21 protein-coding genes are annotated in these 22,694 nt (G+C 67.3%); 14 read left to right on the forward strand and 7 right to left on the reverse strand.

What is annotated here, in order from left to right:
• Positions 1-1,302: carbon starvation CstA family protein (locus tag A5695_RS04055; protein ID WP_304442337.1), on the reverse strand; the 1,302-nt coding region annotated here is incomplete at its 3' end.
• 39 nt (positions 1,303-1,341) lie between these two features.
• A complete protein-coding gene (locus tag A5695_RS04060) occupies positions 1,342-2,871 on the reverse strand; it encodes an ATP-dependent DNA ligase (RefSeq protein WP_068078524.1) in 1,530 nt (509 codons plus the stop codon).
• 122 nt (positions 2,872-2,993) lie between these two features.
• Here A5695_RS04060 and A5695_RS04065 point away from each other — a divergent pair, with 122 nt between their 5' ends.
• Together A5695_RS04065 and A5695_RS04070 are read left to right on the forward strand one after the other, a co-directional pair.
• A complete protein-coding gene (locus A5695_RS04065; protein WP_068078527.1) occupies positions 2,994-3,752 on the forward strand; it encodes an SDR family NAD(P)-dependent oxidoreductase in 759 nt (252 codons plus the stop codon).
• A 108-nt stretch (positions 3,753-3,860) separates the two neighbouring features.
• A complete protein-coding gene (locus A5695_RS04070; RefSeq protein WP_068078529.1) occupies positions 3,861-6,023 on the forward strand; it encodes an acyl-CoA dehydrogenase in 2,163 nt (720 codons plus the stop codon).
• Between the two features lie 9 nt (positions 6,024-6,032).
• On the opposite strand, the gene A5695_RS04075 is transcribed toward A5695_RS04070, so the two are convergent.
• Positions 6,033-6,368, reverse strand: coding sequence for a Zn-ribbon domain-containing OB-fold protein (locus tag A5695_RS04075; protein ID WP_068078733.1), 336 nt, complete (start codon positions 6,366-6,368; stop codon positions 6,033-6,035).
• Positions 6,369-6,417: 49 nt separating this feature from the next.
• Here A5695_RS04075 and A5695_RS04080 point away from each other — a divergent pair, with 49 nt between their 5' ends.
• From A5695_RS04080 to A5695_RS04090, 3 genes are all read left to right on the forward strand, one after another.
• Entirely contained in the window at positions 6,418-7,611 is a 1,194-nt protein-coding gene (locus tag A5695_RS04080) for a thiolase family protein (RefSeq protein WP_068078532.1), read from the forward strand.
• A gap of 33 nt (positions 7,612-7,644) precedes the next feature.
• Positions 7,645-9,075 carry a FadR/GntR family transcriptional regulator gene (locus A5695_RS04085; protein WP_068078534.1) on the forward strand — a complete coding sequence of 477 codons (1,431 nt, stop codon included), beginning with the start codon at positions 7,645-7,647 and terminating at the stop codon, positions 9,073-9,075.
• A gap of 109 nt (positions 9,076-9,184) precedes the next feature.
• Entirely contained in the window at positions 9,185-10,174 is a 990-nt protein-coding gene (locus tag A5695_RS04090; protein ID WP_068078537.1) for a sensor histidine kinase, read from the forward strand.
• Between the two features lie 51 nt (positions 10,175-10,225).
• On the opposite strand, the gene A5695_RS04095 is transcribed toward A5695_RS04090, so the two are convergent.
• Positions 10,226-10,414 carry a hypothetical protein gene (locus A5695_RS04095; RefSeq protein WP_068078540.1) on the reverse strand — a complete coding sequence of 63 codons (189 nt, stop codon included), beginning with the start codon at positions 10,412-10,414 and terminating at the stop codon, positions 10,226-10,228.
• 318 nt (positions 10,415-10,732) lie between these two features.
• Between A5695_RS04095 and A5695_RS04100 the strand changes: the two genes are divergently transcribed.
• Positions 10,733-11,236 carry a homocitrate synthase gene (locus A5695_RS04100; RefSeq protein WP_068078543.1) on the forward strand — a complete coding sequence of 168 codons (504 nt, stop codon included), beginning with the start codon at positions 10,733-10,735 and terminating at the stop codon, positions 11,234-11,236.
• Positions 11,237-11,311: 75 nt separating this feature from the next.
• On the opposite strand, the gene A5695_RS04105 is transcribed toward A5695_RS04100, so the two are convergent.
• On the reverse strand, positions 11,312-12,793 hold the full coding sequence (locus A5695_RS04105; RefSeq protein ID WP_068078545.1) for a cytochrome P450: 1,482 nt from the start codon (positions 12,791-12,793) through the stop codon (positions 11,312-11,314).
• Between the two features lie 116 nt (positions 12,794-12,909).
• Here A5695_RS04105 and A5695_RS04110 point away from each other — a divergent pair, with 116 nt between their 5' ends.
• Positions 12,910-13,545 (forward strand): TetR/AcrR family transcriptional regulator, encoded by a 636-nt coding sequence (locus A5695_RS04110; RefSeq protein ID WP_068078548.1) that lies wholly within the window; start codon positions 12,910-12,912, stop codon positions 13,543-13,545.
• A gap of 27 nt (positions 13,546-13,572) precedes the next feature.
• On the forward strand, positions 13,573-14,496 hold the full coding sequence (locus A5695_RS04115; RefSeq protein ID WP_068078551.1) for an SDR family oxidoreductase: 924 nt from the start codon (positions 13,573-13,575) through the stop codon (positions 14,494-14,496).
• Here the strand turns inward: A5695_RS04115 and A5695_RS04120 are convergent.
• Complete coding sequence (locus A5695_RS04120; protein WP_068078554.1) at positions 14,431-15,474, reverse strand: DNA polymerase IV; 1,044 nt, start codon at positions 15,472-15,474, stop codon at positions 14,431-14,433. The two genes, A5695_RS04115 and A5695_RS04120, sit on opposite strands and share 66 nt — an antisense overlap.
• A 3-nt stretch (positions 15,475-15,477) precedes the next feature.
• The gene (locus A5695_RS04125) at positions 15,478-16,092 is read right to left on the reverse strand and encodes a TetR/AcrR family transcriptional regulator (protein WP_068078557.1); all 615 of its coding nucleotides are present in this window, start codon (positions 16,090-16,092) and stop codon (positions 15,478-15,480) included.
• An 81-nt stretch (positions 16,093-16,173) separates the two neighbouring features.
• On the opposite strand from A5695_RS04125, the gene A5695_RS04130 reads away from it, so the two are divergent.
• The 6 genes from A5695_RS04130 to A5695_RS04155 all read left to right on the forward strand — a co-directional run bounded on the left by A5695_RS04130 (position 16,174) and on the right by A5695_RS04155 (position 22,666).
• The gene (locus tag A5695_RS04130) at positions 16,174-16,743 is read left to right on the forward strand and encodes an NAD(P)H-dependent oxidoreductase (protein ID WP_197515360.1); all 570 of its coding nucleotides are present in this window, start codon (positions 16,174-16,176) and stop codon (positions 16,741-16,743) included.
• 528 nt (positions 16,744-17,271) lie between these two features.
• Positions 17,272-17,511, forward strand: a complete 240-nt coding sequence (locus tag A5695_RS04135; RefSeq protein ID WP_067274703.1) for a redoxin NrdH — start codon at positions 17,272-17,274, stop codon at positions 17,509-17,511.
• Between the two features lie 73 nt (positions 17,512-17,584).
• Positions 17,585-18,070, forward strand: coding sequence for a class Ib ribonucleoside-diphosphate reductase assembly flavoprotein NrdI (gene nrdI, locus A5695_RS04140; RefSeq protein ID WP_068078736.1), 486 nt, complete (start codon positions 17,585-17,587; stop codon positions 18,068-18,070).
• Complete coding sequence (nrdE, locus tag A5695_RS04145) at positions 18,040-20,205, forward strand: class 1b ribonucleoside-diphosphate reductase subunit alpha (protein WP_068078560.1); 2,166 nt, start codon at positions 18,040-18,042, stop codon at positions 20,203-20,205. The genes nrdI and nrdE overlap by 31 nt, the downstream gene beginning before the upstream one ends.
• Positions 20,206-20,282: 77 nt before the next feature.
• Entirely contained in the window at positions 20,283-21,017 is a 735-nt protein-coding gene (locus A5695_RS04150) for a TetR/AcrR family transcriptional regulator (RefSeq protein ID WP_156749453.1), read from the forward strand.
• Positions 21,018-21,121: 104 nt separating this feature from the next.
• On the forward strand, positions 21,122-22,666 hold the full coding sequence (locus A5695_RS04155; RefSeq protein WP_068078563.1) for an NAD(P)/FAD-dependent oxidoreductase: 1,545 nt from the start codon (positions 21,122-21,124) through the stop codon (positions 22,664-22,666).
• Positions 22,667-22,694 lie beyond the last annotated feature (28 nt).

Consider the following 22,694-nt stretch of genomic DNA (forward strand, 5'->3'; position numbering starts at 1 on the left):
GGCCGCCGTGCCGCCGGTCTGAGCGGCCGGGGCGTTGAGCGCGAAATACAGGTGCTGGTCCAGGATCGACGCGCTGACCAACGCCATCACCGCGACGAACGACTCGGTGAGCATGCCGCCGTAGCCGATGAAGCGCATCTGGCTTTCCTTCTCCAGCAGCTTGGGCGTCGTCCCGGAGGAGATCAGCGCGTGGAAGCCGGACAGCGCACCGCACGCGATGGTGATGAACAGGAACGGGAACAGCGAGCCGGGGAACACCGGCCCGTCGCCGCGGGCGGCGAACGCCGAGACCGCGGGTGCCTGCACGACCGGATGCGCGATGAAGATGCCGAGTGCCAGCAGGGCGATCGCGCCGACCTTCATGAACGTCGACAGGTAATCACGCGGTGCCAGCAGCAGCCACACCGGCAGCACCGACGCCACGAAGCCATAGCTGACGATCAGCCAGGACACCGTCACCGGTGACAGATTCAACCACGAAGCGCCCCAAGAGGATTCGGCGACCCAATTGCCGGAGAACACCGCGAGCATCAGCAGCGCGAACCCGATCAGTGAGACCTCGGCGACCCGCCCGGGACGTAAAAACCTCAGATAGCATCCCATGAACAGGGCGATGGGAATGGTCATCGCGATCGAGAACACGCCCCAGGGGCTCTGGGCCAGTCCGCGCACCACCACCAGCGCCAGCACCGCGATGATGATCACCATGATGACTAGGACGCCGACCATCGCGGCGGCGCCTCCGATCACGCCGAGCTCGTCGCGGGCCATCTGACCCAGTGACCGGCCCCGGCGCCGGGTGGAGATCCACAGCACCAGGTAGTCCTGCACCGCGCCGGCGAATACCGCGCCGACGATGATCCAGATGCTGCACGGCAGGTAGCCCATCTGGGTGGCCAGCACCGGGCCGACGAGGGGCCCGGCCCCGGCGATCGCGGCGAAGTGATGGCCGAACAGCACTCGCCGGTCGGTCGGCACGTAGTCCGTGCCGTCGTCGAGGACCTCGGCCGGGGTCGCGTGATCGTCGCGCGGGCGGACGATCTTCATCTCGATCAGCCGGGCATAGAACCGGAACCCGATGATGTAGGTGCAGATCGCCGCGACCACGAACCAGGCCGCATTCACCGTCTCGCCGCGCGCGAACGCGACGATCGCCCACGCGACGGCACCGACGACGGCGATGGCCGCGAACACGGCCCGGTGCCGGACGGTGATGGGGGAGCGATCGACGATCGCGACGGGCGGCAGTTGCTCGTCGGTGTGGATGTAGCTGACGCCTTTGTCATGCACTTTCACTGCCACGGGCGAAACCCTACGCGCGGAAAGCGAACTCCGCCTGCCCTAATACAGCGCCCGGACCGCATCGATGGTGTCGGCCTCGGACGGGCTTTTGTCGTCGCGGTAACGCAGGACGCGGGCGAACCGAAGCGCCAGCCCGCCGGGGTAGCGCGACGACTTCTGCACGCCGTCCAGCGCGATCTCCACCACCTGCTCGGGACGCAGCCGCACGACGTATCCGTCGGTGCCGCCGACCGCCAGTTCGCTGAACCGGGCGGTCTGCCAGTCCAGCATGGCGTCGGTCATGCCCTTGAAAGTCTTTCCCACCATGACGAATTCGCCCGTGGCGGGGTCGCGCGCGCCCAGGTGGATGTTGGACAGCTTGCCGCGTCGGCGCCCCGACCCCCATTCCACGGCGAGGACCACGAGGTCCAGCGTGTGCACCGGCTTGACCTTGAGCCAGCCCGCGCCGCGGCGGCCCGCCTGGTAGGGCGCCTGCGGCGCCTTGGCCATGACGCCCTCGTGGCCGGCGGCGAGTGTCGTCTCCAGGAACCGGGCCGCTTCGGCGGCGTCCGCGGTGACGAGCCGATCGACCCGTTGTGCGGCCGGCACCAGGGCGTCCAGGGCCGCCAGCCGCTCGGCCGTCGGCGCGTCAAGCAGGTCGTCGCCGTCGCGGTGCAGGATGTCGAAGAAGAACACCGAAAGTGGTTGGACCGTACGGGCCTTGGTCACGTCGACCGATCGGCCGAACCGGGAGGCGGTGACCTGGAAGCGATGCGGTGAGTTGTCGGGCCGCAGCGCGATCGCCTCGCCATCGGCGATGAGGTCGCGCACCGGCAGCGCCAGCGTCGCCTCCACCACCTCGGGCAGCCGGGCGGTGACGTCGTCGAGGCTCCGGGTGTACACGGTGACCTCGTCGCCGGACCGGTGGATCTGCACCCGGGCGCCGTCCAGCTTCGCCTCGAAAATGGTTGTGCCGCCGTGGCGTTCGAGCGCGTCGGCCACGCCGGTCGCGCTCTGGGCCAGCATCGGGCCGACCGGCCGGCCGACCCGCAGGGCGAACGCGTCCAGCGCGCCGGCCCCGCCGCCCATGCCGGCCGCCGCGACGCCGGGCAGGTCCCCGCCCAGCATCGCGGCCCGCTGCACCGCCCCGACGGGGATGCCGGCGGCCTTGGCCACCGCGTCGGCCATGATCCCGGCGAGCGCCCCTTGACGCAGTTCCCCGCAGAGCAGCCGCAGCAGGAAGGTCTGCTCGGTGTCGGTTGCGGCGGCGAACAGTCCCGCCACGAGTTCGGCGCGCCGCGCCTGCGACCCCTTGCCCGACACCGCCCCGATCTCCGAAAACCTCGCGTCCACTTCGGCGACGGTCAACGTCGGATGCGCCGCCGGCGGGGGCCGTGACCGCAGCGAGGCCCAGCCGACCCCGATCTGGCGCTGGCGCAGCTCACCGGCGAGCCAGGAGACCACGATGGCGACCGTGTCGGGCTGGTCGGCTGCGCGGCGCAAGAGGTCGGCGATGTGGGCGACCTTGCCCAGCCGTGACGACGTGGCGCCCACGCCAAGCGAGGTGGTCGCCACGTCGAGGAGGAGCACGAAATCAGCTTGGCATGGCTCTTGCACAAGGCGGGGTCAGCCCTGCGCGGCGCACGCGCTAGCGTGCGTACGTAACGTTACAGATTGCAAGAGATCTGACAACCCCGAAAGGAACGGTCCGGATGGAGATCAACGGGAAGAAGGTCGTCGTCGTCGGCGGCGCGTCGGGAATGGGCCGCGCCTCAGCGGAGCTGCTGGCCGAGCGCGGGGCCGAGGTCGCCATCCTGGACCGCGAGGGTTCCGACGGCAAGACGGTCGCCGAAGCCGTCGGCGGCGCGTTCTGGCCGGTTGACGTCACCGACTTCAAGGGCACCGAGGAGACGCTGCAGACCGCCGTCGACAAACTGGGCGGCCTGCACGTCATCATCACCACCGCGGGCGGCGGCATCGCCAAGCGGACGATGACCAAGTCCGGTCCGCACGACCTCGAGTCCTTTCAATCCGTGATCGACCTCAATCTCATCGCGACCTTCAACATCAGCCGGCTCGCGGCCGCGCACATGGCGCAGAACGAGCCCGAGGACGACGAGCGGGGCGTCATCATCAACACCGCCTCGATCGCGGCCTTCGAGGGGCAGATCGGGCAGGTCGCCTACACCGCCGCCAAGGCCGGCATCGCCGGTATGTGTTTGACCATGGCCCGGGACCTGGGCTCGCTGGGCATCCGCGTGCTGGCGATTGCACCCAGCCTGTTCGCCACCGGATTGACGCAGGGGATCCCGGACGAATTCGCGTCGGCGCTCACCAAGGACGCCGCTTTCCCCAAGCGTCTCGGCCGGCCGATCGAGTACGCCAAGCTGGTGGCGGCCATCGTGGACAACCCGATGCTCAACGGCCAGTGCCTGCGGCTGGACGCCGGGCAGCGGTTCGCGCCCAAGTAGCCACCCCCACGGGTTGCCCTCCTCGCATTAAGTACACTCTTTAGGCAGCCGCCCCGCTTCCATCGAGGCGGGGCAGGCTACCCAGCCGGTAGCGAGGAGGGGCCCCTCATGGGTATCGCACTGACCGACGACCACCGCGAACTCGCCGAGGTCGCCCGCGCGTTCCTGATCTCGCAGAAGGCCCGCTGGGCGGCGCGCTCACTGCTTGACGCCGCCGAGGAATCCCGTCCGCCGTTCTGGCAGAACCTGGTGGAGCTGGGCTGGCTCGGCCTGCATATCGACGAAGCGCACGGCGGGTCCGGCTTCGGCCTGCCCGAACTCGTGGTGGTCGTCGAAGAACTCGGCCGGGCCGTGGCGCCGGGCCCGTTCGTGCCAACCGTGATCGCGTCGGCGGTGATCGCCAAAGACGGTAGCGCCGAACAGAAATCGCGGCTGCTGCCCGGATTGATCGACGGGACCGTCACCGCTGGGATCGGTCTGGACGGCGGGGTGCACCTCAAGGCCGGCGTCGCCGACGGTGACGCCGGCATCGTGCTGGGCGCCGGGCTGGCCGAGGTGTTGCTGATCGCGGCGGGTGAGGACGTGTTGGTGCTCGAACGCGGCCGTGCCGGCGTCTCGGTGGAGGTGCCGAACAACTTCGACCCGACCCGGCGTTCGGGACGCGTCCGCCTCGAGAACGTGAGCGTGAGCGCCGGCGACATCCTGACCGGCGGGCGGGCCTCCGCGCTGGCCCGGGCCCGGACGCTGCTGGCCGCCGAAGCGGTGGGCGGCGCGGCGGACTGCGTCGATGCCGCGGTGGACTATGCCAAGGTGCGGCAGCAGTTCGGGCGCACCATCGCCACTTTCCAAGCGGTGAAACATCATTGCGCCAACATGCTGGTGGCCGCCGAGTCGGGCATCGCCGCGGTGTGGGACGCTTCGCGGGCGGCGTCGGAGGACGAGGACCAGTTCCAGCTGGCCGCCGCGGTGGCGGCGGCCCTGGCGTTCCCCGCCTACGCGCGCAACGCCGAGCTGAACATCCAGGTGCACGGCGGTATCGGTTTCACCTGGGAGCACGACGCGCACCTGCACCTGCGCCGCGCGCTGGTGATCGCGGCGCTGTTCGGTGGTGACGCGCCGGCCCGGGATGTCTTCGAGCGCACCGCCGCCGGCGCCAGACGGGAGAACAGCCTGGACCTGCCGCCCGAGGCCGAGGAGCTGCGCACCCGGATCCACGCCGACGCCGCCGAAATCGCCGCCCTGGACAAAGCGGAGCGGCGCGACAAGCTGATCGAGACGGGTTACGTCATGCCGCACTGGCCGAAGCCGTGGGGCCGCGCCGCCGACGCGGTGGAGCAGCTGGTTATCGAGGAGGAGTTCCGCGCGGCCGGCATCAAGCGCCCCGACTACTCGATCACCGGCTGGGTGATCCTCACCCTGATCCAGCACGGAACCGATTGGCAGATCGAAAGATTCGTGGAGAAGGCGCTGCGTCAGGAAGAGATCTGGTGCCAGCTGTTCTCCGAGCCCGAGGCCGGCTCCGATGCGGCGTCGGTCAAGACCCGCGCCATCCGGGTGGACGGCGGCTGGAAGATCAACGGGCAGAAGGTCTGGACCAGCGGCGCGCAGTACTGTGCGCGCGGGCTGGCCACCGTGCGCACCGACCCGGACGCCCCCAAGCATGCCGGCATCACCACCGTCATCATCGACATGAAGGGGCCGGGGGTCGAGGTGCGGCCGCTGCGGCAGATCACCGGGGGTTCGGAATTCAACGAGGTGTTCTTCAACGACGTGTTCGTCCCCGACGAGGACGTCGTCGGGGCGCCCAACTCGGGCTGGACGGTCGCCCGCGCGACGCTCGGCAACGAGCGGGTCAGCATCGGCGGCAGCGGGTCGTTTTATGAGGGCTTGGCGCCCACTCTGGTGCAGCTCGCGCAGCAGTCGGATCGCTTGGCGGGGGCGCCCGTTCGGATGGGATCCTTCCTCGCCGACGACCATGCGCTGCGGCTGCTGAACCTGCGCCGCGCGGCCCGCAGCGTCGAGGGGGCCGGGCCCGGCCCGGAAGGCAACATCACCAAGCTGAAGCTGGCCGAGCACATGGTGGACGGGGCCGCGATCTGGGCGGCGCTGGTCGGCCCGGAGGTCGCGCTGATGGACGGGCCCGGTGCACTGGTGGGGCGGCTGGTGATGGGGGCGCGCGGCATGGCGATCGCGGGCGGTACCTCGGAGGTCGCCCGCAATCAGATCGCCGAGCGCATCCTCGGCATGCCGCGCGACCCGCTGATCAACTGACTGCCCGGGTCAGGCGGGTGCGAACAGCGGGGCCCCTCCGCTGCCTCTTTCCGGCCGGATGGCGACGGGCATGCCGCACCTGACCGAATCGGGTTCGCAATCAACGACATTGGCGGCCACCCGTAAACCCTCTTGTTCGGCGAGCTCGATGATCGCGATCACGTAGGGAACCGGGATCTCCGGGTTGTACGGGTGCTGGTTGACGGTGTAGGTGAACACGTTGCCACGCCCTGACACCGGCCGCGCGACCAGCCGGCCGCCGCAGGCGCGGCACTGCCCGGCCGCCGGATGCACCCAGCGCGCACAGTCCTCGCAGTATTCGATGAGCAGCGGCTCGTCCGGCACGGTGAATACAGTACACTCAATTGATTCGATGGTCTGACGGGCGGTGTGCATGACGCATTTCGAGAAGGACGCGATCCTGTCCGGCATCGGCATCTCGCGGATCGGCCGGCGCACCGGCATCGCGGGCCTGGACCTGACGATGGAAGCGGTGCGCTCCGCCATCGACGACGCCGGGTTGGTCGCCTCCGACATCGACGGCATCGCGACGCTGGGCGACACCCCCGCCGGCGAGGTCAATGCCCAATTGGGGATCGAGGCGGCCGATTGCGGGTCCGGGTTCGGCACCGGCGGCTTGCTCAGCCCGGTGATGTCGGCGTGCCGCGCGGTCGCCGAGCGTCGCGCCCGGCACGTGGTGGTGTACCGGACCATCCAAATGCTGGGCGGCACCGTCCCGGTGAAACCGCAGGAGAACGCGTCCGCGCCGCCACTGGCCCGGATGTTCGAGACGCGGCAGGGTGCGGATCGGCCCGCGGTCGGCGCGATGGACGATGTCAACGACCTGGTCGCGGCCAACGCCTACTCCGCCGCGAATTGGTTGGCGCTCAACTGCCGGCGCCACATGGAGTTGTACGGGACCACCAAGCAGCAGCTGGGCTGGGTGGCCCTCAACGGTAGGCGCAACGCCGCCTTGAACCCCCGCGCCGTGTACCGCGACCCGATGACGATGGCCGACTACCTGAGCGCGCGGCCGGTCTCCACCCCGTTCGGGCTGCTGGACTGCGATGTGCCGATCGACGGGTCGATCGCGGTGGTGGTCTCGCATGCGGAGTACGCCCGGGACTGCCCGCACCGCGCGGTGGCGGTGGAGGCGATCGGCGGATCCGACGGTGCCGGGGGCTGGTTCCATCGCGACGACTACCCGAAGATGGCCATGTCGGACGCGGCGGCGCAGATGTGGTCACGCACGGACCTCAAGCCGGCCGATCTGTTGGTCGCCGAGTTGTACGACGGCTTCACCTATCTCACCCTCGCGTGGCTGGAGGCCCTCGGGGTCTGCGGCGATGGTGAGTCTGGGCCGTTCGTCGAAGGCGGCGCCCGGATCGCCCGAGACGGTGATCTTCCCCTGAACACCTACGGCGGCCAGCTCTCGGCCGGGCGCATGCACGGTTACTGGGCGTTGCACGAGGGTTGTCTTCAGTTGCGCGGCGAAGCGGGGGAGCGGCAGGTATCGCCTCGCCCGGATGTCGGCGTCGTGTCGGTCGGGGGCGGCCCCGTCGCCGGCTGCATGTTGCTCACATGCTGAAAATACCTGTGCCCAAACGCCGTTGGGCCTGACATGAGTACCGGTCTTGCGAACAAACTGGCTGCCAAGATCGCGCGGGACCTTGAGGCGGAGATCGTTCGCCGCGGTTGGGCCATCGGCGAATCGCTGGGTTCCGAGCCCGCGTTGCAAGAGCGCTTCGGGGTGAGTCGCTCGGTGCTGCGCGAGGCCGTCCGGCTCGTCGAACACCACCAGGTCGCCCGAATGCGCCGCGGGCCGGGCGGCGGGCTGATCATCTGCGAGCCCGATGCCGGGCCCGCCACCCGCGCCGTCGTGATCTATCTCGAACACCTCGGCACGACGCTGGGCGACCTGCTCAACGCGCGCCTGGTGCTGGAACCGTTGGCGGCTTCGCTGGCCGCGGAACGCATCGACGAGGCGGGCATCGCGCGGTTGCGGGCGGTGTTGCGGGGCGAAGCGGAGTGGAGGCCCGGGCTCCCCACGCCTCGGGACGAGTTCCACATCGCCTTGGCTGAGCAATCGAAAAACCCTGTCCTGCAACTCTTTGTCACTGTGCTGATGCGGCTCACCACCCGGTACGCCCTGCAGTCGCGGACCGACTCGGCGTCCGAGGCCACCGAGGCGGTCGACCGGATGCACATTGATCACTCCGAGCTCGTCGAGGCGGTCACCGCCGGCGACTCGGCGCGCGCCACGACGCTCAGCCAGCGGCACGTCGAGGCCGTGACCGCCTGGCTGCAGCACCACCACTCGGCCACCCCGATCCGGCGGCGCAGGCCGCCGCCGCTGAACATTGAGGTGCCGCGCGGCAAGCTGGCGGAAATGCTCGCGGCCACGATCGGTGACGACATCGCGGCAAGCGGCTGGCAGGTCGGTTCCGTCTTCGGCACCGAGACGGCCCTTCTCGAGCGGTACCGGGTGAGCCGCGCGGTGTTCCGTGAAGCGGTGCGGCTGCTCGAGTACCACTCGATCGCGCACATGCGCCGCGGCCCCGGCGGCGGCCTCGTCATCGCCAGACCGCAGGCGAAGGCCAGCATCGACACCATCTCCTTGTACCTGCAGTACCGGGACCCGAGCCGCGAAGACCTCCGTTGCGTCCGGGATGCCATCGAAATCGACAACGTCACCAAGGTGGTCAAGCGGTGCGGCGAACCCGAGGTGGCCGCTTTCCTGGCCGCCCACCGGTCCGACGTCGAGAAAGCGCCCGGCGATGTGGCGGAGGCCGCCGTGGCGGAGTTCCGGTTCCACGTCGGACTTGCCCGGCTGGCCGGCAACACGCTGCTCGACTTGTTCCTGCGCATCATCGTGGAGTTGTTCCGACGGCACTGGTCGAGCACCGGGCAGGCGCCCCCGACCTGGGAGGACGTCCTGGCCGTTCCCCATGCTCACTCGCGGATTGCCGACGCGATCGAGGCGGGCGACGAGAGCCTGGCCCGGTACCGTGTTCGCCGCCATCTAGACGCCGCCGCCTCCTGGTGGCTTTAACAAATACTGAGTTCTCAGATGTGACCTGCTGCGCGGTATAGCGAAGGCCCGCCGCGGGTACTGGGGAGGGAGAACGTAGGCGGCCGGTCCAGCAGGGGGTTGGCATTCAGTGATCGAAAGCGGGAGTGCTGGAGTGACGACGGGCACCGAAATTGGCCAGCTCGGCTTCGTTCACTCGGCACTCATCTACCAATCCCAGCAGGAATACCTCGATTTCGTGACCCGCTTCGTCCGCGACGGGTTGGCGATGGACGAGGCGGTCCTGGTCGCGGTCCCGTCCGACAAGCTGGCCTTGCTGCGCGACGCGCTCGGCACGGACGAGGCGCCGGCCGATCTCCAATTGGTGGACATCACGGAGGCGGGGCGCAACCCGAGCCGATTCATGGCTCTGGCGGGGTCTTTCGTCGACGACCACCCCGACCGCCGCGTGCGGATCGTCAGTCAACTCGCCTGGCCCGGCCGCACCGAGCAAGAGTTGGTCGCCTGTGTGGAGCACGAGGCGCTGATCAACGGGGCCATGGACGGCTACCAGGTGACGGGCTTGTGCCTCTACGACGGGAGCCGGCTCGACGACGACGTGCTCGCGGACGCGCGCGCGACGCATCCGCTGCTGTGGCGGGGTGGCGCACTGCAGCGCAGCGCCGACTACGCGCCCGGCGCCGTCCTGCGGCGCTGCAACCGGCCGCTGCCCGGCAATCCGGGTGCGGTCACCTACACGGTGCGGAAGTCGGCGGACCTCAGCCCCGCGCGGTCGTTCGCGGTCAACTACGCGGGATGGGTTGGCTTGTCCCAGGACGGAATCGAAGATCTGCAACTGGTCGCCACCGAGCTGGCCAGCAACAGCTTGATGTACACAGACGGGGCTTGCCAGCTCGCGTTCTGGCGCGACGACGGATATCTGGTCTGCGAGGCGCGCGACACCGGGTGCTTCGAGGATCCGTTGGTGGGCCGCCTGGACCCGGGGCCGTGCGGTCCCGCCAGCCGGGGCCTGTATCTGGTCAACGCCATCTCGGATTTGGTGCGCACCCACACCACGCCGAGCGGTACCACCATCCAGGCGTATCTGCGGTTCGAGCCGTCGGCCGGGCCGACCGGATAACGCGAGCGGCCCCCGGGAATCGCTTCCCGAGGGCCGCCTGAAAAAGATCGGTTAGAGGCCGCCGACAATCCCGCCGACCGTACCCAGAATCCCGCCGCTACCGCCGCCGACCGTGCCGCCGAGCAGGCCACCGCTGCCGGCCGCTGATGATGCGCATCCGGTGGGGAGGATCAACACCGCGGCCACCCCGGTGGCCGCCGCGACGGTTTTGAGGGTTTTCTTGGTACGTTTTACCTTCATGATGAGCCTTCTTTCATCATTCTTTCCCGAGGGGTTGTTGCACAGCCGTTGAATGACTGCTGCCCCCGCTTCATACCCCCTGTTGCACGCAGGTAAACCAAAATTTCCGATGAATTTCGCGACGGACCGCCCCGTTATGTTGGCGACGCGGAACTTGCACGTCAGGGACGTAAGGGGCTAGAGTCTGCGCTCGTGCGTCTTCTCGATCGAGCCGTAGTAGCTAGCACCCGCAGCGGGGTCTGACCTAGACCGACCCCCCGCTGTGGGTCGGAAGCTACTGCCGTCGGTCCCTCCTTTCGACCGAAGAAGACCGGCACCATGACCATCCCCGAGCGCCTCGATCCGTCCACCAACCCACCCGCCCGGTGCCCCGCCACGGTGTGGTTCGCCCGCCAGTTCGGCGCCCCGCTACCCCGCGGGCTGCGGGAGCAGGCGGGCGCGATGCGCTGGGACGAGTTCGTTGCGACCTACGCCCGCACGGGCGGGCCTGTCCGGTTGGGCGGCTGGACCTGCGCTGACACCGCCGGGCGGCTCGGGCCGCAGGCCCGCAGCTACGAGGCCGTGATCGCCGTCGGCGACCGCATTCACACCTCGGCCGCCGCCGCAAGCGGCCCGATCGCGGCGCTGAGCGCGATGCTGCACGATCACGGAATCCGGGTGGAGATCGTCAAGTTTCACCAGCGGGCCGCGGACGGCCACACCGTCACGTTCGTCTGCGGCAGCAACGGGGCACGCGCGGAATGGGCGATGGGCTGGTCGGACGATTCGACACAGTCGGCGTTGCGCGCGCTGATCGCCTGCGCTAACCGCCTGCTCGCCTGAGATTTCGTTGTCGAGCAGACGCAAAATCGCACGCCAGCCCGCCGCCGAGCGCGATTTTGCGTCTGCTCGCGACTATCAGAGCGGGCGCAGCACGATCGGCATGCCGTCCATCGGGATCGGGATCGTGCGGTAGTCCCACTTCGACTCGTAACCGGGCCTGGGGAGCTCCAGCCGATACCGGCGCAACAGCCGATGCATGATCGTTTTGATTTCCAACTGGCCGAACACCATTCCGATGCACTTGTGCGCGCCACCGCCGAACGGAGTCCACGCATACCGGTGGCGCTTGTGTTCGTTGCGGGGCTCGATGAACCGTTCCGGGTCGAATTTCAGGGGATCGGTCCAGATCTCCGGGAGCAGATGGTTCACCCCCGGGAAGGCGGTGACGTTGGTGCCCTTCGGTAGGTAGTGGCCCAGCAGTTCGGTGTCGCGCACCGTCCGGCGCATTGCCCACTGCACCGGCGTCACGAGCCGGATCGACTCGTTCATCACCAGATCCAGCGATTCCAGCTTCTCCAGCGATTCGATGTCGAGCGGGCCGTCCCCGAGGCGATCCGACTCGTCGCGGCAGCGCTGCTGCCATTCCGGGTTCGCGGCGAGCTGGTAGGCCATGTTCGTGGCGGTGGTGGTTGACGTGTCGTGCGCGGCCATCATCAAGAAGATCATGTGGTTGACGATGTCCTCGTCGGAGAAGCGGTTGCCCTCTTCGTCCTCGGTCTGACACAACACGGTCAACAGGTCGCTGCCCTCCCGGCCTCGGCGCTCCTTGACCCTTTCATCGAAGTAGTTCTCCAGCAGTTGTCGGGCCCTGAGTCCACGCCACCACGTGAACGGCGGCACCGGATTGCGGATGATCGCGTTGCCGGCGCGGACGGTCATGGTGAAGGCCCTGTTCACCTTGGTCACCAGGTCGCGGTCGGTGCCCGGCTCGTGGCCCATGAAGACCATCGACGCGATGTCGAGGGTCAGCTCTTTCATCGCCGGGTACAGCAGGAAGCGTGGGTCGTCGATCACCCAATCGTCCGCGATGACCTGCGACACGACCCGGTCCATGTGCTCGACATAGCCGACGAGGCGGGAGCGGATAAATGCCTCTTGCATGATGCGCCGGTGGAACAGGTGCTCTTCGAAGTCGAGCAGCATCAGGCCGCGATTGAAGAAGGCGCCGATCACCGGGGTCCAGCCCTGCTGGGAGTAGTCCTTGTTTCGGTTGGAGTAGATCTCCTGGGCGGCGTCGGGGCCCAGCGCGGCGACGAACGGCAGGAGGGGAGAGTCGCCGAAGACGAGCGGACCTTTTGTCTGGTACAGGAACATCAGGTAATCCGGGCCGCCGCGCAGCATCTCGATGATGTGTCCGATGAGCGGCAGTCCCGCGTCGCCCACCACCGGTTTGAGCCCGCTGCCCGGCGGTGGTGCGGCCAGCACGTGTTCCGGGAACTGGACGGTGCGGAGCTTGCGCTCCGCCACGCCCATGCCAGGGAAGTTGTTGACCGACGGGGTGAACCGGCGCCGCGCCTGGTCCAGCAGGTATTGCGGAGTGCTGATGGTGGCGGTCATAGACGCTCCTTTGCGCGTTCCCTCCGAGGTGACAGCCGTCACTGTCTAATAACCTTCGGAAAAAACTTGACGGCTGTCAAGTTTGCTTTTCTGGCGGCGTGGTGCAAGGTCGGGGAATGAGCAGCCACCCCGCAACCGGCGAGCCGGGCGGGCAACGGCGGGGCGACAAACAGCGCCAGGCGATCCTGCAGGCGGTGCGGGAACTGCTACAGGAGAAGTCATTCGCGGAGCTGTCGGTCAGCACCATCAGTCTTCGCGCCGGGGTGGCCCGGTCCGGCTTCTACTTCTATTTCGACTCCAAGTACGCCGTTCTCGCCCAGTTGATGGCCGAGGCCGCCGAGGAACTCGAAGAACTCACCCAGGATTTCGCCCCGCGGGAGCCGGGGGAGTCGCCGGAGCAGTTCGCCAAACGCATGGTCGGCAGCGCGGCGGCCGTCTACGCGCACAACGACCCGGTGATGACCGCCTGCAACGAGGCGCGCAACACCGACGTCGAGATCCGCAACCTGATGGATCGGCAATTCGAGGTGGTGCTGGGCCAGATCGTGGCGGTCGTTGAGGCTGAGATGAAGGCCGGGACCGCCCACCCGATCAGCGACGACCTGCCCACCCTGATCCGCACCCTGGCCGGCACCACGGCGCTGATGCTGACCGGCGATCCCATCCTGGCCGGCCGCGACAGCGATGTCGACCGCCGCGTGCGCGTGCTCGAGCGGTTGTGGCTGCACGCGCTCTGGGGCGGGCGTGCGTAGGGCGCTACCGCCGGTATCGTCACGGCAATGGGGCAGCAGCGGTACTTCGCAGGCAAACGGTGTCTGGTCACCGGCGCGGCCAGCGGCATCGGCCGTGCCACCGCGTTACGGCTGGCCGTAGACGGCGCCGAGCTCTATCTGACCGACCGGGACCTCGACGGGCTCGAGCTGACCGTGGCCGACGCCCGCGCCCTGGGCGCGGAAGTGCCCGCGCACCGAGCCCTCGACATCGCGAACTACGACGAGGTGGCGGCGTTCGCCGCCGACGTCCATCGCGACCACCCGAGCATGGACGTCGTGCTCAACGTCGCCGGAGTGTCCGCGTGGGGCACCGTCGACCGGCTGACCCACGATCAGTGGAGCAAGATGATCGCGATCAACCTGATGGGTCCGATCCACGTCATCGAGACGTTCGTGCCGCCGATGGTGGCGGCCCGCAAGGGCGGGCACCTGGTCAACGTGTCGTCGGCGGCCGGTTTGGTGGCGTTGCCGTGGCATGCGGCTTACAGCGCAAGCAAGTACGGGCTGCGCGGCCTGTCGGAGGTGCTGCGCTTCGACCTAGCCCGGCACCGCATCGGGGTGTCGGTGGTGGTGCCGGGCGCGGTTAACACGCCGCTGGTCCAGACCGTCGAGATCGCCGGTGTGGACCGCGAAGACCCCAAGGTCGCCCGTTGGGTGAACCGCTTTAGCGGGCACGCGGTGTCGCCGGAGAAGGCGGCCCAAAAAATCTTGGCCGGGGTGGCCAAGAACCGCTACCTCATTTACACCTCGGCGGACATCCGGGCGCTGTATGCGTTCAAGCGGCTGGCCTGGTGGCCGTACAGCGTGGCGATGCGTCAGGTCAACGTGGTGTTCACCCGGGTGCTGCGGCCCGCCCCGGCACCGCTAGTCCGGCATGGCCAGTTCGAGGCGCACCCCGAGCAACCGGACCGGGCGGTCGAGCTCGAATAGGTCAAGGACCCGCAGCGCCGCCGCGACGATGGTGTCGCGATCGGTGGTCGGTGCTTCCAGCTTGCGAATCTTGGTGCGGGTGTAGAACGTCGCGGTTCGCACGGTGACCGCGACCCGCGTCACGATGCGGCCGGACGCCAGCACGTCCGCCAGCGCCTGCTCGGCCAATCGCGTTACAGCCGAATCCATTTCGGCGCGGTCGGTGAGGTCGCGCGGGAAGGTGACGACGTGGCTGCGCGAGCGGGGGACCCACGGCTCGGCGCTGACGCCGTTGTCGCCGCCGCCCTTGGCCAGCAGCAGCAGCCACAGGCCGGTGCGCGGGCCGAACGCGGACGTGAGCAACTCGGCATCGCTGTGCGCGAGCTCCCACACCGTCGTTATTCCCAGCGCCGCAAGCTTTTTCGCCGTCTTGGGGCCTACGCCCCACAGCGCGTCGACCGGACGGTCCGCCATCATGGTCATCCAGTTCGCGTCGGTGAGTGTGAAGATGCCCCCCGGCTTGGCGAAACCGGTCGCGACCTTGGCGCGCTGCTTGTTGTCGCTGATGCCCACCGAGCAGGACAGCCCGGTTTCCGACGAGACGACGGTCCGGATCTCTTCGGCCACTTCGGACGGGTTTGCCCCCACGACCCCGACGTACGCCTCGTCCCAACCCCACACCTCGACCGGGTGTCCCAGGTCACGCAGCAACCCCATCACCTCTTCGGAGGCCGCGTCGTACGCGGCCGCATCCGACGGGAGAAACGTCGCCTCGGGGCAGCGGCGCGCCGCGGTCCGCAACGGCATGCCGGCGCGGACGCCGAATTCCCGGGCCTCGTAGGAGGCGCAGGTGACCACCTTGCGCGGTTCGGTCGGATCACCGCTGCCGCCGACGATGACCGGCAGCCCGGCCAGCTGTGGGTGCCGGCGCAGCTCCACCGACGCCAGAAACTGATCCAGGTCGACGTGGAGGACCCAATGTTGTGCCGGCCCCGTCATCCGCTATCGCCCACAGAGCTTGCGCGCCAGGCTTTCCCACGCGTCACCCAACGTCTGCAAGGTGTGGTCGCCATCGTTGAGTTGATGCTCCACATAGCTCACATTGAGCAGGGCCAGCAGGGCATCGGTCTGGGCGTCGAGATCGCCGGTGGTGTGCGCCGCCTGGAGTAACAGCCGGACATGGGTGCGGTGGACCAGGACGGGCGCGCTGTAGCGAGTCTGCGGATCGCGGTGGGCTTCCGACAGCAGTTCGCGATGAGCGTGGGCGAAGCAGATCCGTTCCCGGCCGAATGCCACCAGCCGGTCTATCGGCGAAGCGTCGGGTCCCAGTGGCGGCGGCCCGAACAGAAAAGCTTGCTGGCTCGCCCGCTCGTCCTCGTCGAGTAGCACCATCATCAGACCGGCGCGGCTGCCGAACCGGCGAAACAACGTGCCTTTGCCAACGCCGGCGGCGGCCGCGACGTCGTCCATGGTGACCGCGTCGGCGCCGCGCTCGGCGATCAGGCTGCGGGCGGCATCCAACAGCAGGGCGCGGTTGCGTGCCGCGTCGCCCCGCTCCGGCTGAGCCGCCTGGAGTGGGTAGACCGGCAGTTCGCCCAACCGCTCGACACTGCTCATCCCTGTACTTTAACGCGGCGGGAATACAACCGGACTGTAGTCCGGTTGCGTGTGCGAGGATGGACATCAACAACGAAGGGAATTGGATCGGTGACAGACAACATCAAGGTCTTGGCGTTAGTGGGGAGCCTGCGCGCGGCGTCGATCAATCGTCAGATCGCCGAACTGGCGGCCGACATCGCCCCTGAGGGCGTCACCGTGACGGTGTTCGAGGGGCTGGCGGACCTGCCGTTCTACAACGAGGAGATCGACGACGCGATGAACGCGGACGCTCCGCCGCTGGCGCCGGTGGCCGCGCTGCGGTCCGCGGCGGTTGGTGCCGACGCCGCCCTGGTGGTCACTCCGGAATACAACGGCAGTATCCCGGCCGTCATCAAGAACGCGATCGACTGGCTGTCCCGCCCGTTCGGCAACGGCGCGCTGAAGGGCAAGCCCTTGGCCGTCATCGGGGGGTCCTACGGCCAGTACGGCGGGGTGTGGGCCCACGACGAAACCCGGAAGTCGTTCGGGATCGCCGGCGCCCGCGTGGTCGAGTCGATCAAGCTCTCGGTGCCGTTCAAAACGCTGGAGGGCAAGGCCCCCGCGCAGCACGGAGAGCTCCCGAGCAACGTGCGCGACGTCCTCGGGAAGCTGGCCGCCGAAGTCGCCTGATTGGCAGAAGTCAACAAGCCGATCGCTGGGCGACCAGCGAGGTTGACACAATCGAATAGCCAAAGCCGCCAGCCCTCGCTGGCGGCTTTGCTAGTGGCGGGTCGGGCGGGCCGGACCGCGGTTGCCTCGAAGCGCGTCGACGGGACTTGTCGGTGGCCGGTGATACAACGATTCGCATGCACGGGATCGACGCAGATTGTGACCTGCGACACGCCGGGCGTGTCGGCCACAGAGGCCTTACGACCAGCGAATTTCAGAATTGTTATTCCGAACATGTTGTATCTCGACATCTTGTCAGCCACTAGGTGTAGTGTTTCGAGCACCGGCAGATCCCAGGTTCACCAGGCCGACCGGGCCCTGGTTCACCACCCGAAATCGGCTCACCGGGTCATTCGACCCCGACGGCCGCAGGACGGGAACGCGGGGGCTTGACGGGCCGCTGAAACACAGCGAAGACAGCGTTTGTTGCAGTACCCGAGTAGTTGCCAGTCCGTTACAAGTCCCACCTTCCGCAGAGGAGCGGCTTCCATGAGCATCACCGTGTACACCAAGCCGGCATGCGTGCAGTGCAGCGCGACGTTCAAGGCCCTGGACAAGCAGGGCGTCGGCTACGAGAAGGTCGACATCACGCTCGACAACGAGGCGCGCGACTACGTAATGGCGCTGGGATACTTGCAGGCCCCCGTGGTGGTGGCGGGCAACGATCACTGGTCGGGCTTCCGGCCGGACCGCATCAAGGCGCTCGCCGAATCGGCGCTGAGCGCCTGAGTGTTTGGCGACGGACGGTAGGTAAGAAGGAGGTTGCGGTGCCATGGATAGCACGCAGCGCAACCTGGCTTGGATGAGTGACGACCCGCAGCGCCCGGCTCGGGACATCGCTGCCGCATCAACGCCACTGGTCTATTTCTCCTCGGTGTCGGAGAACACCCATCGCTTCGTGGAGAAGCTGGGTGTTCCCGCCACGCGGATACCGCTGCACGGGCGCATCGAGGTCGACGAGCCGTACGTGCTGATACTGCCCACGTACGGCGGTGGCCGCGCCACCCCGGACCTCAATGCCGGTGGCTATGTCCCCAAGCAGGTCATCGCATTTTTGAACAACGAGCAGAACCGGTCGTTGATCCGCGGTGTCATCGCCGCGGGCAACAACAACTTCGGTGCCGAATTCGCTTATGCGGGCAACGTCATCTCACGCAAATGCGGCGTTCCGTATCTCTACCGCTTCGAACTGATGGGAACCCCGGACGACGTGGAAGCCGTCCGCGCGGGCTTGGAAGAATTCTGGAAGGAACAGACGTGCCACCAACCGTCACTGCAGAGCCTGTAACGTCCGGCGCGCACGCGTTGCCCGGTGAGACGGACTACCATGCGCTGAACGCGATGCTGAATCTGTACGACGCCGACGGCAAGATTCAGTTCGACAAGGACGTGTTGGCGGCGCGCGAGTACTTCTTGCAGCACGTCAACCAGAACACCGTCTTCTTCCACAATCAGGACGAGAAGCTCGACTACCTGATCCGCGAAAACTATTACGAGCGTGAGGTTCTCGACCAGTACTCGCGCAACTTCGTCAAGGACCTGCTGGACCGCGCCTACGCCAAGAAGTTTCGGTTCCCGACGTTCTTGGGCGCGTTCAAGTACTACACCTCCTACACGCTGAAAACGTTCGACGGGAAGCGCTACCTGGAGCGCTTCGAGGACCGCGTGGTCATGGTGGCGCTGACGCTGGCGGCCGGCGACACCGGACTGGCCGAGAAGCTGGTCGACGAGATCATCGACGGGCGGTTCCAGCCGGCCACCCCGACGTTTTTGAACTCCGGCAAGAAGCAGCGCGGCGAGCCGGTGAGCTGCTTTCTGCTGCGCATCGAGGACAACATGGAGTCGATCGGGCGCTCGATCAACTCCGCGCTCCAGCTGTCGAAGCGCGGCGGCGGGGTTGCGCTGCTGCTGAGCAACATTCGCGAGCACGGCGCGCCGATCAAGAACATCGAGAACCAGTCTTCGGGCGTCATCCCGATCATGAAGCTGCTCGAGGACTCGTTCTCCTACGCCAATCAGCTGGGCGCGCGCCAGGGCGCCGGAGCGGTGTACCTGCACGCGCATCACCCCGACATCTACCGGTTCTTGGACACCAAGCGCGAGAACGCTGACGAGAAGATCCGGATCAAGACGCTGAGCCTGGGTGTGGTGATCCCCGACATCACCTTCGAGCTCGCCAAGAAGAACGAGGACATGTACCTCTTCTCGCCGTATGACGTCGAGCGGGTCTACGGCGTGCCGTTCGCCGACATCTCGGTGACCGAGAAGTACTACGAGATGGTCGACGACGGGCGCATTCGCAAGACGAAGATCAAGGCGCGGGAGTTCTTCCAGACGCTGGCTGAGCTGCAGTTCGAGTCCGGTTATCCCTACATCATGTTCGAGGACACGGTGAACCGGGCGAACCCGATCGAGGGCAAGATCACTCATTCGAACCTGTGCTCGGAGATCCTGCAGGTGTCCACGCCCTCGGAGTTCAATGACGATCTGTCGTATTCCAAGGTGGGCAAGGACATTTCGTGCAACCTCGGTTCGCTAAACATCGCCAAGGCGATGGATTCGCCGGACTTCGCCCAGACGATCGAGGTGGCGATCCGCGCGCTGACCGCGGTGAGCGACCAGACGCATATCACGTCGGTGCCGTCAATCGAGCAGGGCAACAACGAGTCTCATGCGATCGGGCTGGGACAGATGAATCTGCACGGCTACCTCGCCCGGGAGCGCATTTTCTACGGCTCCGAGGAAGGCATCGACTTCACCAACATCTACTTCTATACGGTGCTCTACCACGCGCTGCGGGCGTCGAACCGCATCGCCATCGAACGGGGTCGGGCGTTCGGCGGATTCGAGCGGTCCAAGTACGCCTCGGGCGAGTTCTTCGACAAGTACACCGAGCAGGTGTGGGAGCCGCAGACCGACAAGGTGCGTCAGTTGTTCGCCGATGCGGAGATCCGGATCCCGACCCAGGACGACTGGAAGCGATTGAAGGAGTCGGTCAAGGCGCACGGCATCTACAACCAGAACCTGCAGGCCGTCCCGCCGACGGGGTCGATCTCCTACATCAACCACTCGACCAGCTCGATCCACCCGATCGCCAGCAAGGTGGAGATCCGCAAGGAAGGCAAGATCGGCCGCGTCTACTACCCCGCGCCCTACATGACCAACGACAACCTGGAGTACTTCCAGGACGCCTACGAAATCGGCTACGAGAAGGTCATCGACACCTACGCCGCTGCCACCCAGCACGTCGACCAGGGGCTGAGCCTGACGCTGTTCTTCAAGGACACCGCCACCACTCGCGACGTGAACAAGGCGCAGATCTACGCCTGGCGCAAGGGAATCAAGACGCTGTACTACATCCGGCTGCGGCAGATGGCTCTGGAGGGCACCGAGGTCGAGGGCTGCGTGTCCTGCATGCTGTAGGCCTCACGTCGGGTGCGTGTGCTCAGTCTGCCCAGGTCAGGGGCTTGTCGGGCACCCGGAGGGGTATGGTGCTTGATGTGGTGAGAATTCCGCGACCGTCCCACCCCAGCGTCAAGCCGCCCGGGGCGAAGGTCGACGCGCGCAGCGAGCGCTGGCGCGAACACCGCAAGAAGGTACGCGGCGAGATCGTGGATGCGGCCTTCCGCGCCATCGATCGCCTGGGCCCCGAGCTGAGCGTTCGCGAGATCGCCGAGGAAGCCGGCACCGCCAAGCCGAAGATCTACCGGCATTTCCACGACAAGTCGGACCTGTTCCAGGCCATCGGGGAACGGCTGCGCGACATGCTCTGGGCGGCGATCTTCCCGTCGGTCGATCTGAAGACCGACTCGGCGCGCGAGGTGATCCGACGGGCCGTCGATGAATACGTCGCCCTCGTCGACCTGCACCCCAATGTGCTGCGGGTCTTCATCCAGGGCCGCTCCGCGGCCAGCCCCCAGATCCTCAACGAGGGCCGGGGGATCACGTTGGCGATGGCCGACCTGTTCGACAACGAGCTGCGCGAGATGGAGCTCGACCACGCGGCGTTCGAGCTGGCCGCGCACGCGGCCTTCGGGTCGGCCGCGTCGGCCACCGAATGGTGGCTGGGCCCGGACCCGCAAAGCGCGCGCCGCATGCCGCGTGACCAGTTCGTCGCCCACCTGACGACCATCATGGTCGGGGTCATCGTCGGCACCGCCGAGGCGCTCGGCATCACGCTCGACCCCGACCGGCCGGTTCAAAGCGTGGTACCGAGCAACCCCGCGGCGAGCTGAGGACTTTTGGCACGTTGACATCGTTCCGGCGATCGTCAACACTCGTGCCATCCGATACCCTGGGTACCGGGTATATAGGTAGCTAACAGGAAGATCGACCTACCGTGACCGACGTTGTGACACACGCGGAACCGACATCCGCACACCAGCCCGTGCACACCCGCGCCATCATCATCGGGACCGGGTTCTCCGGCCTGGGCATGGCGATCCGGCTGCAGCAGCAAGGCGTGGACTTCGTCATCCTGGAAAAGTTCGACGACGTCGGCGGTACCTGGCGCGACAACAGTTACCCGGGCTGCGCCTGCGACATCCCGTCACACCTGTATTCGTTCTCCTTCGAGCCCAAGCCCGACTGGAAGAACCCGTTCTCGTATCAGCCCGAGATCTGGGACTACCTCAAGGGAGTCACCGAGAAATACGGGCTGCGCCGCTACATCGAGTTCGACTCGCACGTCGATCGGGCCCACTGGGACGACGACGAGCAGCGCTGGCACGTCTTCACCGAGGACGGCCGCGAATTCGTCGGGCAGTTCCTGATCTCAGGAGCGGGCGCGCTGCACATCCCGTCCCTGCCCGACATCGATGGTCGCGACGAATTCCGCGGTCCCGCTTTCCATTCCGCGGAATGGGACCACACAGTCGACCTGACCGGCAAGCGGGTGGCGATGATCGGTACCGGCGCCAGCGCGATCCAGATCGTGCCGGAGATCGTCGGGCAGGTCGCCGAGCTTCAGCTCTACCAGCGCACTCCGCCGTGGGTGGTGCCGCGCTCCAACCCCGAGATTCCGGTGGCGGTGCGCCGGGCCATGGCGAACGTCCCGGGCCTGCGGGCGCTGGTGCGTCTGGCGATCTACTGGGGACAAGAGGCGCTGGCCATCGGCATGACCAAGCGTCCCAACGCGCTGAAGTTCATCGAGGCCTACGTCAAATACAACATCCGCCGGTCGGTCAAAGACCGCGAACTGCGCCGCAAGCTGACCCCGCACTACCGCATCGGGTGCAAGCGAATCCTGAACTCCTCCACCTATTACCGTGCGGTCGCGGATCCGAAGACGGAACTGATCACCGATCACATCGCGCGGATCACGCCCACCGGGATCGTCACCGCCGACGGCAAAGAGCGCGAGGTCGACGTGATCGTGTACGGCACCGGATTCCACGTCACCGACTCCTACACCTATGTGCAGATCAAGGGCCACAACGGTGAGGACCTGGTGGACCGCTGGAACCGGGAGGGCATCGCCGCCCACCGCGGCATCACCGTCGCCGACATGCCCAACCTGTTCTTCCTGCTGGGACCGAACACCGGCCTGGGCCACAACTCGGTGGTGTTCATGATCGAGTCCCAGATTCGCTACGTCGCGAGCGCGATCAAGACCTGCGACAAGCTGGGCGTGCAGGCGCTCGCCCCCACCCGCGCCGCCCAAGACGCCTTCAACGACGAGTTGCAGCGCCGGCTGGGGCCGTCGGTGTGGAACAGCGGTGGCTGCGCCAGCTGGTATCTCGACGAGCACGGCAAGAACACCGTGCTGTGGGGCGGCTACACCTGGGAGTACTGGCGGGAGACGCGCTCGGTCAAGCCCGAGGAGTACGAGTTCTTCGGCAGCGGGTCAGGCGCCAAGCGCGCGGCGGCGGCCGCGCGGGGCTGAGCCGATGGGCCGGCCCCCCGCGATTTGC

It is taken from the genome of Mycobacterium sp. E1747, from assembly GCF_001667775.1.
Taxonomy (GTDB): domain Bacteria; phylum Actinomycetota; class Actinomycetes; order Mycobacteriales; family Mycobacteriaceae; genus Mycobacterium.

What these genes read in the sequence shown, in the direction of transcription:
- A5695_RS04120 (WP_068078554.1), bottom strand. Translation starts at nt 15,474, where the DNA reads ATGACGGGGCCGGCACAACATTGGGTCCTCCACGTCGACCTGGATCAG.
- A5695_RS04070 (WP_068078529.1), top strand. Translation starts at nt 3,861, where the DNA reads ATGGGTATCGCACTGACCGACGACCACCGCGAACTCGCCGAGGTCGCC.
- A5695_RS04115 (WP_068078551.1), top strand. Translation starts at nt 13,573, where the DNA reads ATGGGGCAGCAGCGGTACTTCGCAGGCAAACGGTGTCTGGTCACCGGC.
- A5695_RS04095 (WP_068078540.1), bottom strand. Translation starts at nt 10,414, where the DNA reads ATGAAGGTAAAACGTACCAAGAAAACCCTCAAAACCGTCGCGGCGGCC.
- A5695_RS04065 (WP_068078527.1), top strand. Translation starts at nt 2,994, where the DNA reads ATGGAGATCAACGGGAAGAAGGTCGTCGTCGTCGGCGGCGCGTCGGGA.
- A5695_RS04080 (WP_068078532.1), top strand. Translation starts at nt 6,418, where the DNA reads ATGACGCATTTCGAGAAGGACGCGATCCTGTCCGGCATCGGCATCTCG.
- A5695_RS04085 (WP_068078534.1), top strand. Translation starts at nt 7,645, where the DNA reads ATGAGTACCGGTCTTGCGAACAAACTGGCTGCCAAGATCGCGCGGGAC.
- A5695_RS04135 (WP_067274703.1), top strand. Translation starts at nt 17,272, where the DNA reads ATGAGCATCACCGTGTACACCAAGCCGGCATGCGTGCAGTGCAGCGCG.
- A5695_RS04100 (WP_068078543.1), top strand. Translation starts at nt 10,733, where the DNA reads ATGACCATCCCCGAGCGCCTCGATCCGTCCACCAACCCACCCGCCCGG.
- A5695_RS04125 (WP_068078557.1), bottom strand. Translation starts at nt 16,092, where the DNA reads ATGAGCAGTGTCGAGCGGTTGGGCGAACTGCCGGTCTACCCACTCCAG.
- A5695_RS04110 (WP_068078548.1), top strand. Translation starts at nt 12,910, where the DNA reads ATGAGCAGCCACCCCGCAACCGGCGAGCCGGGCGGGCAACGGCGGGGC.
- A5695_RS04105 (WP_068078545.1), bottom strand. Translation starts at nt 12,793, where the DNA reads ATGACCGCCACCATCAGCACTCCGCAATACCTGCTGGACCAGGCGCGG.
- nrdI (WP_068078736.1), top strand. Translation starts at nt 17,585, where the DNA reads ATGAGTGACGACCCGCAGCGCCCGGCTCGGGACATCGCTGCCGCATCA.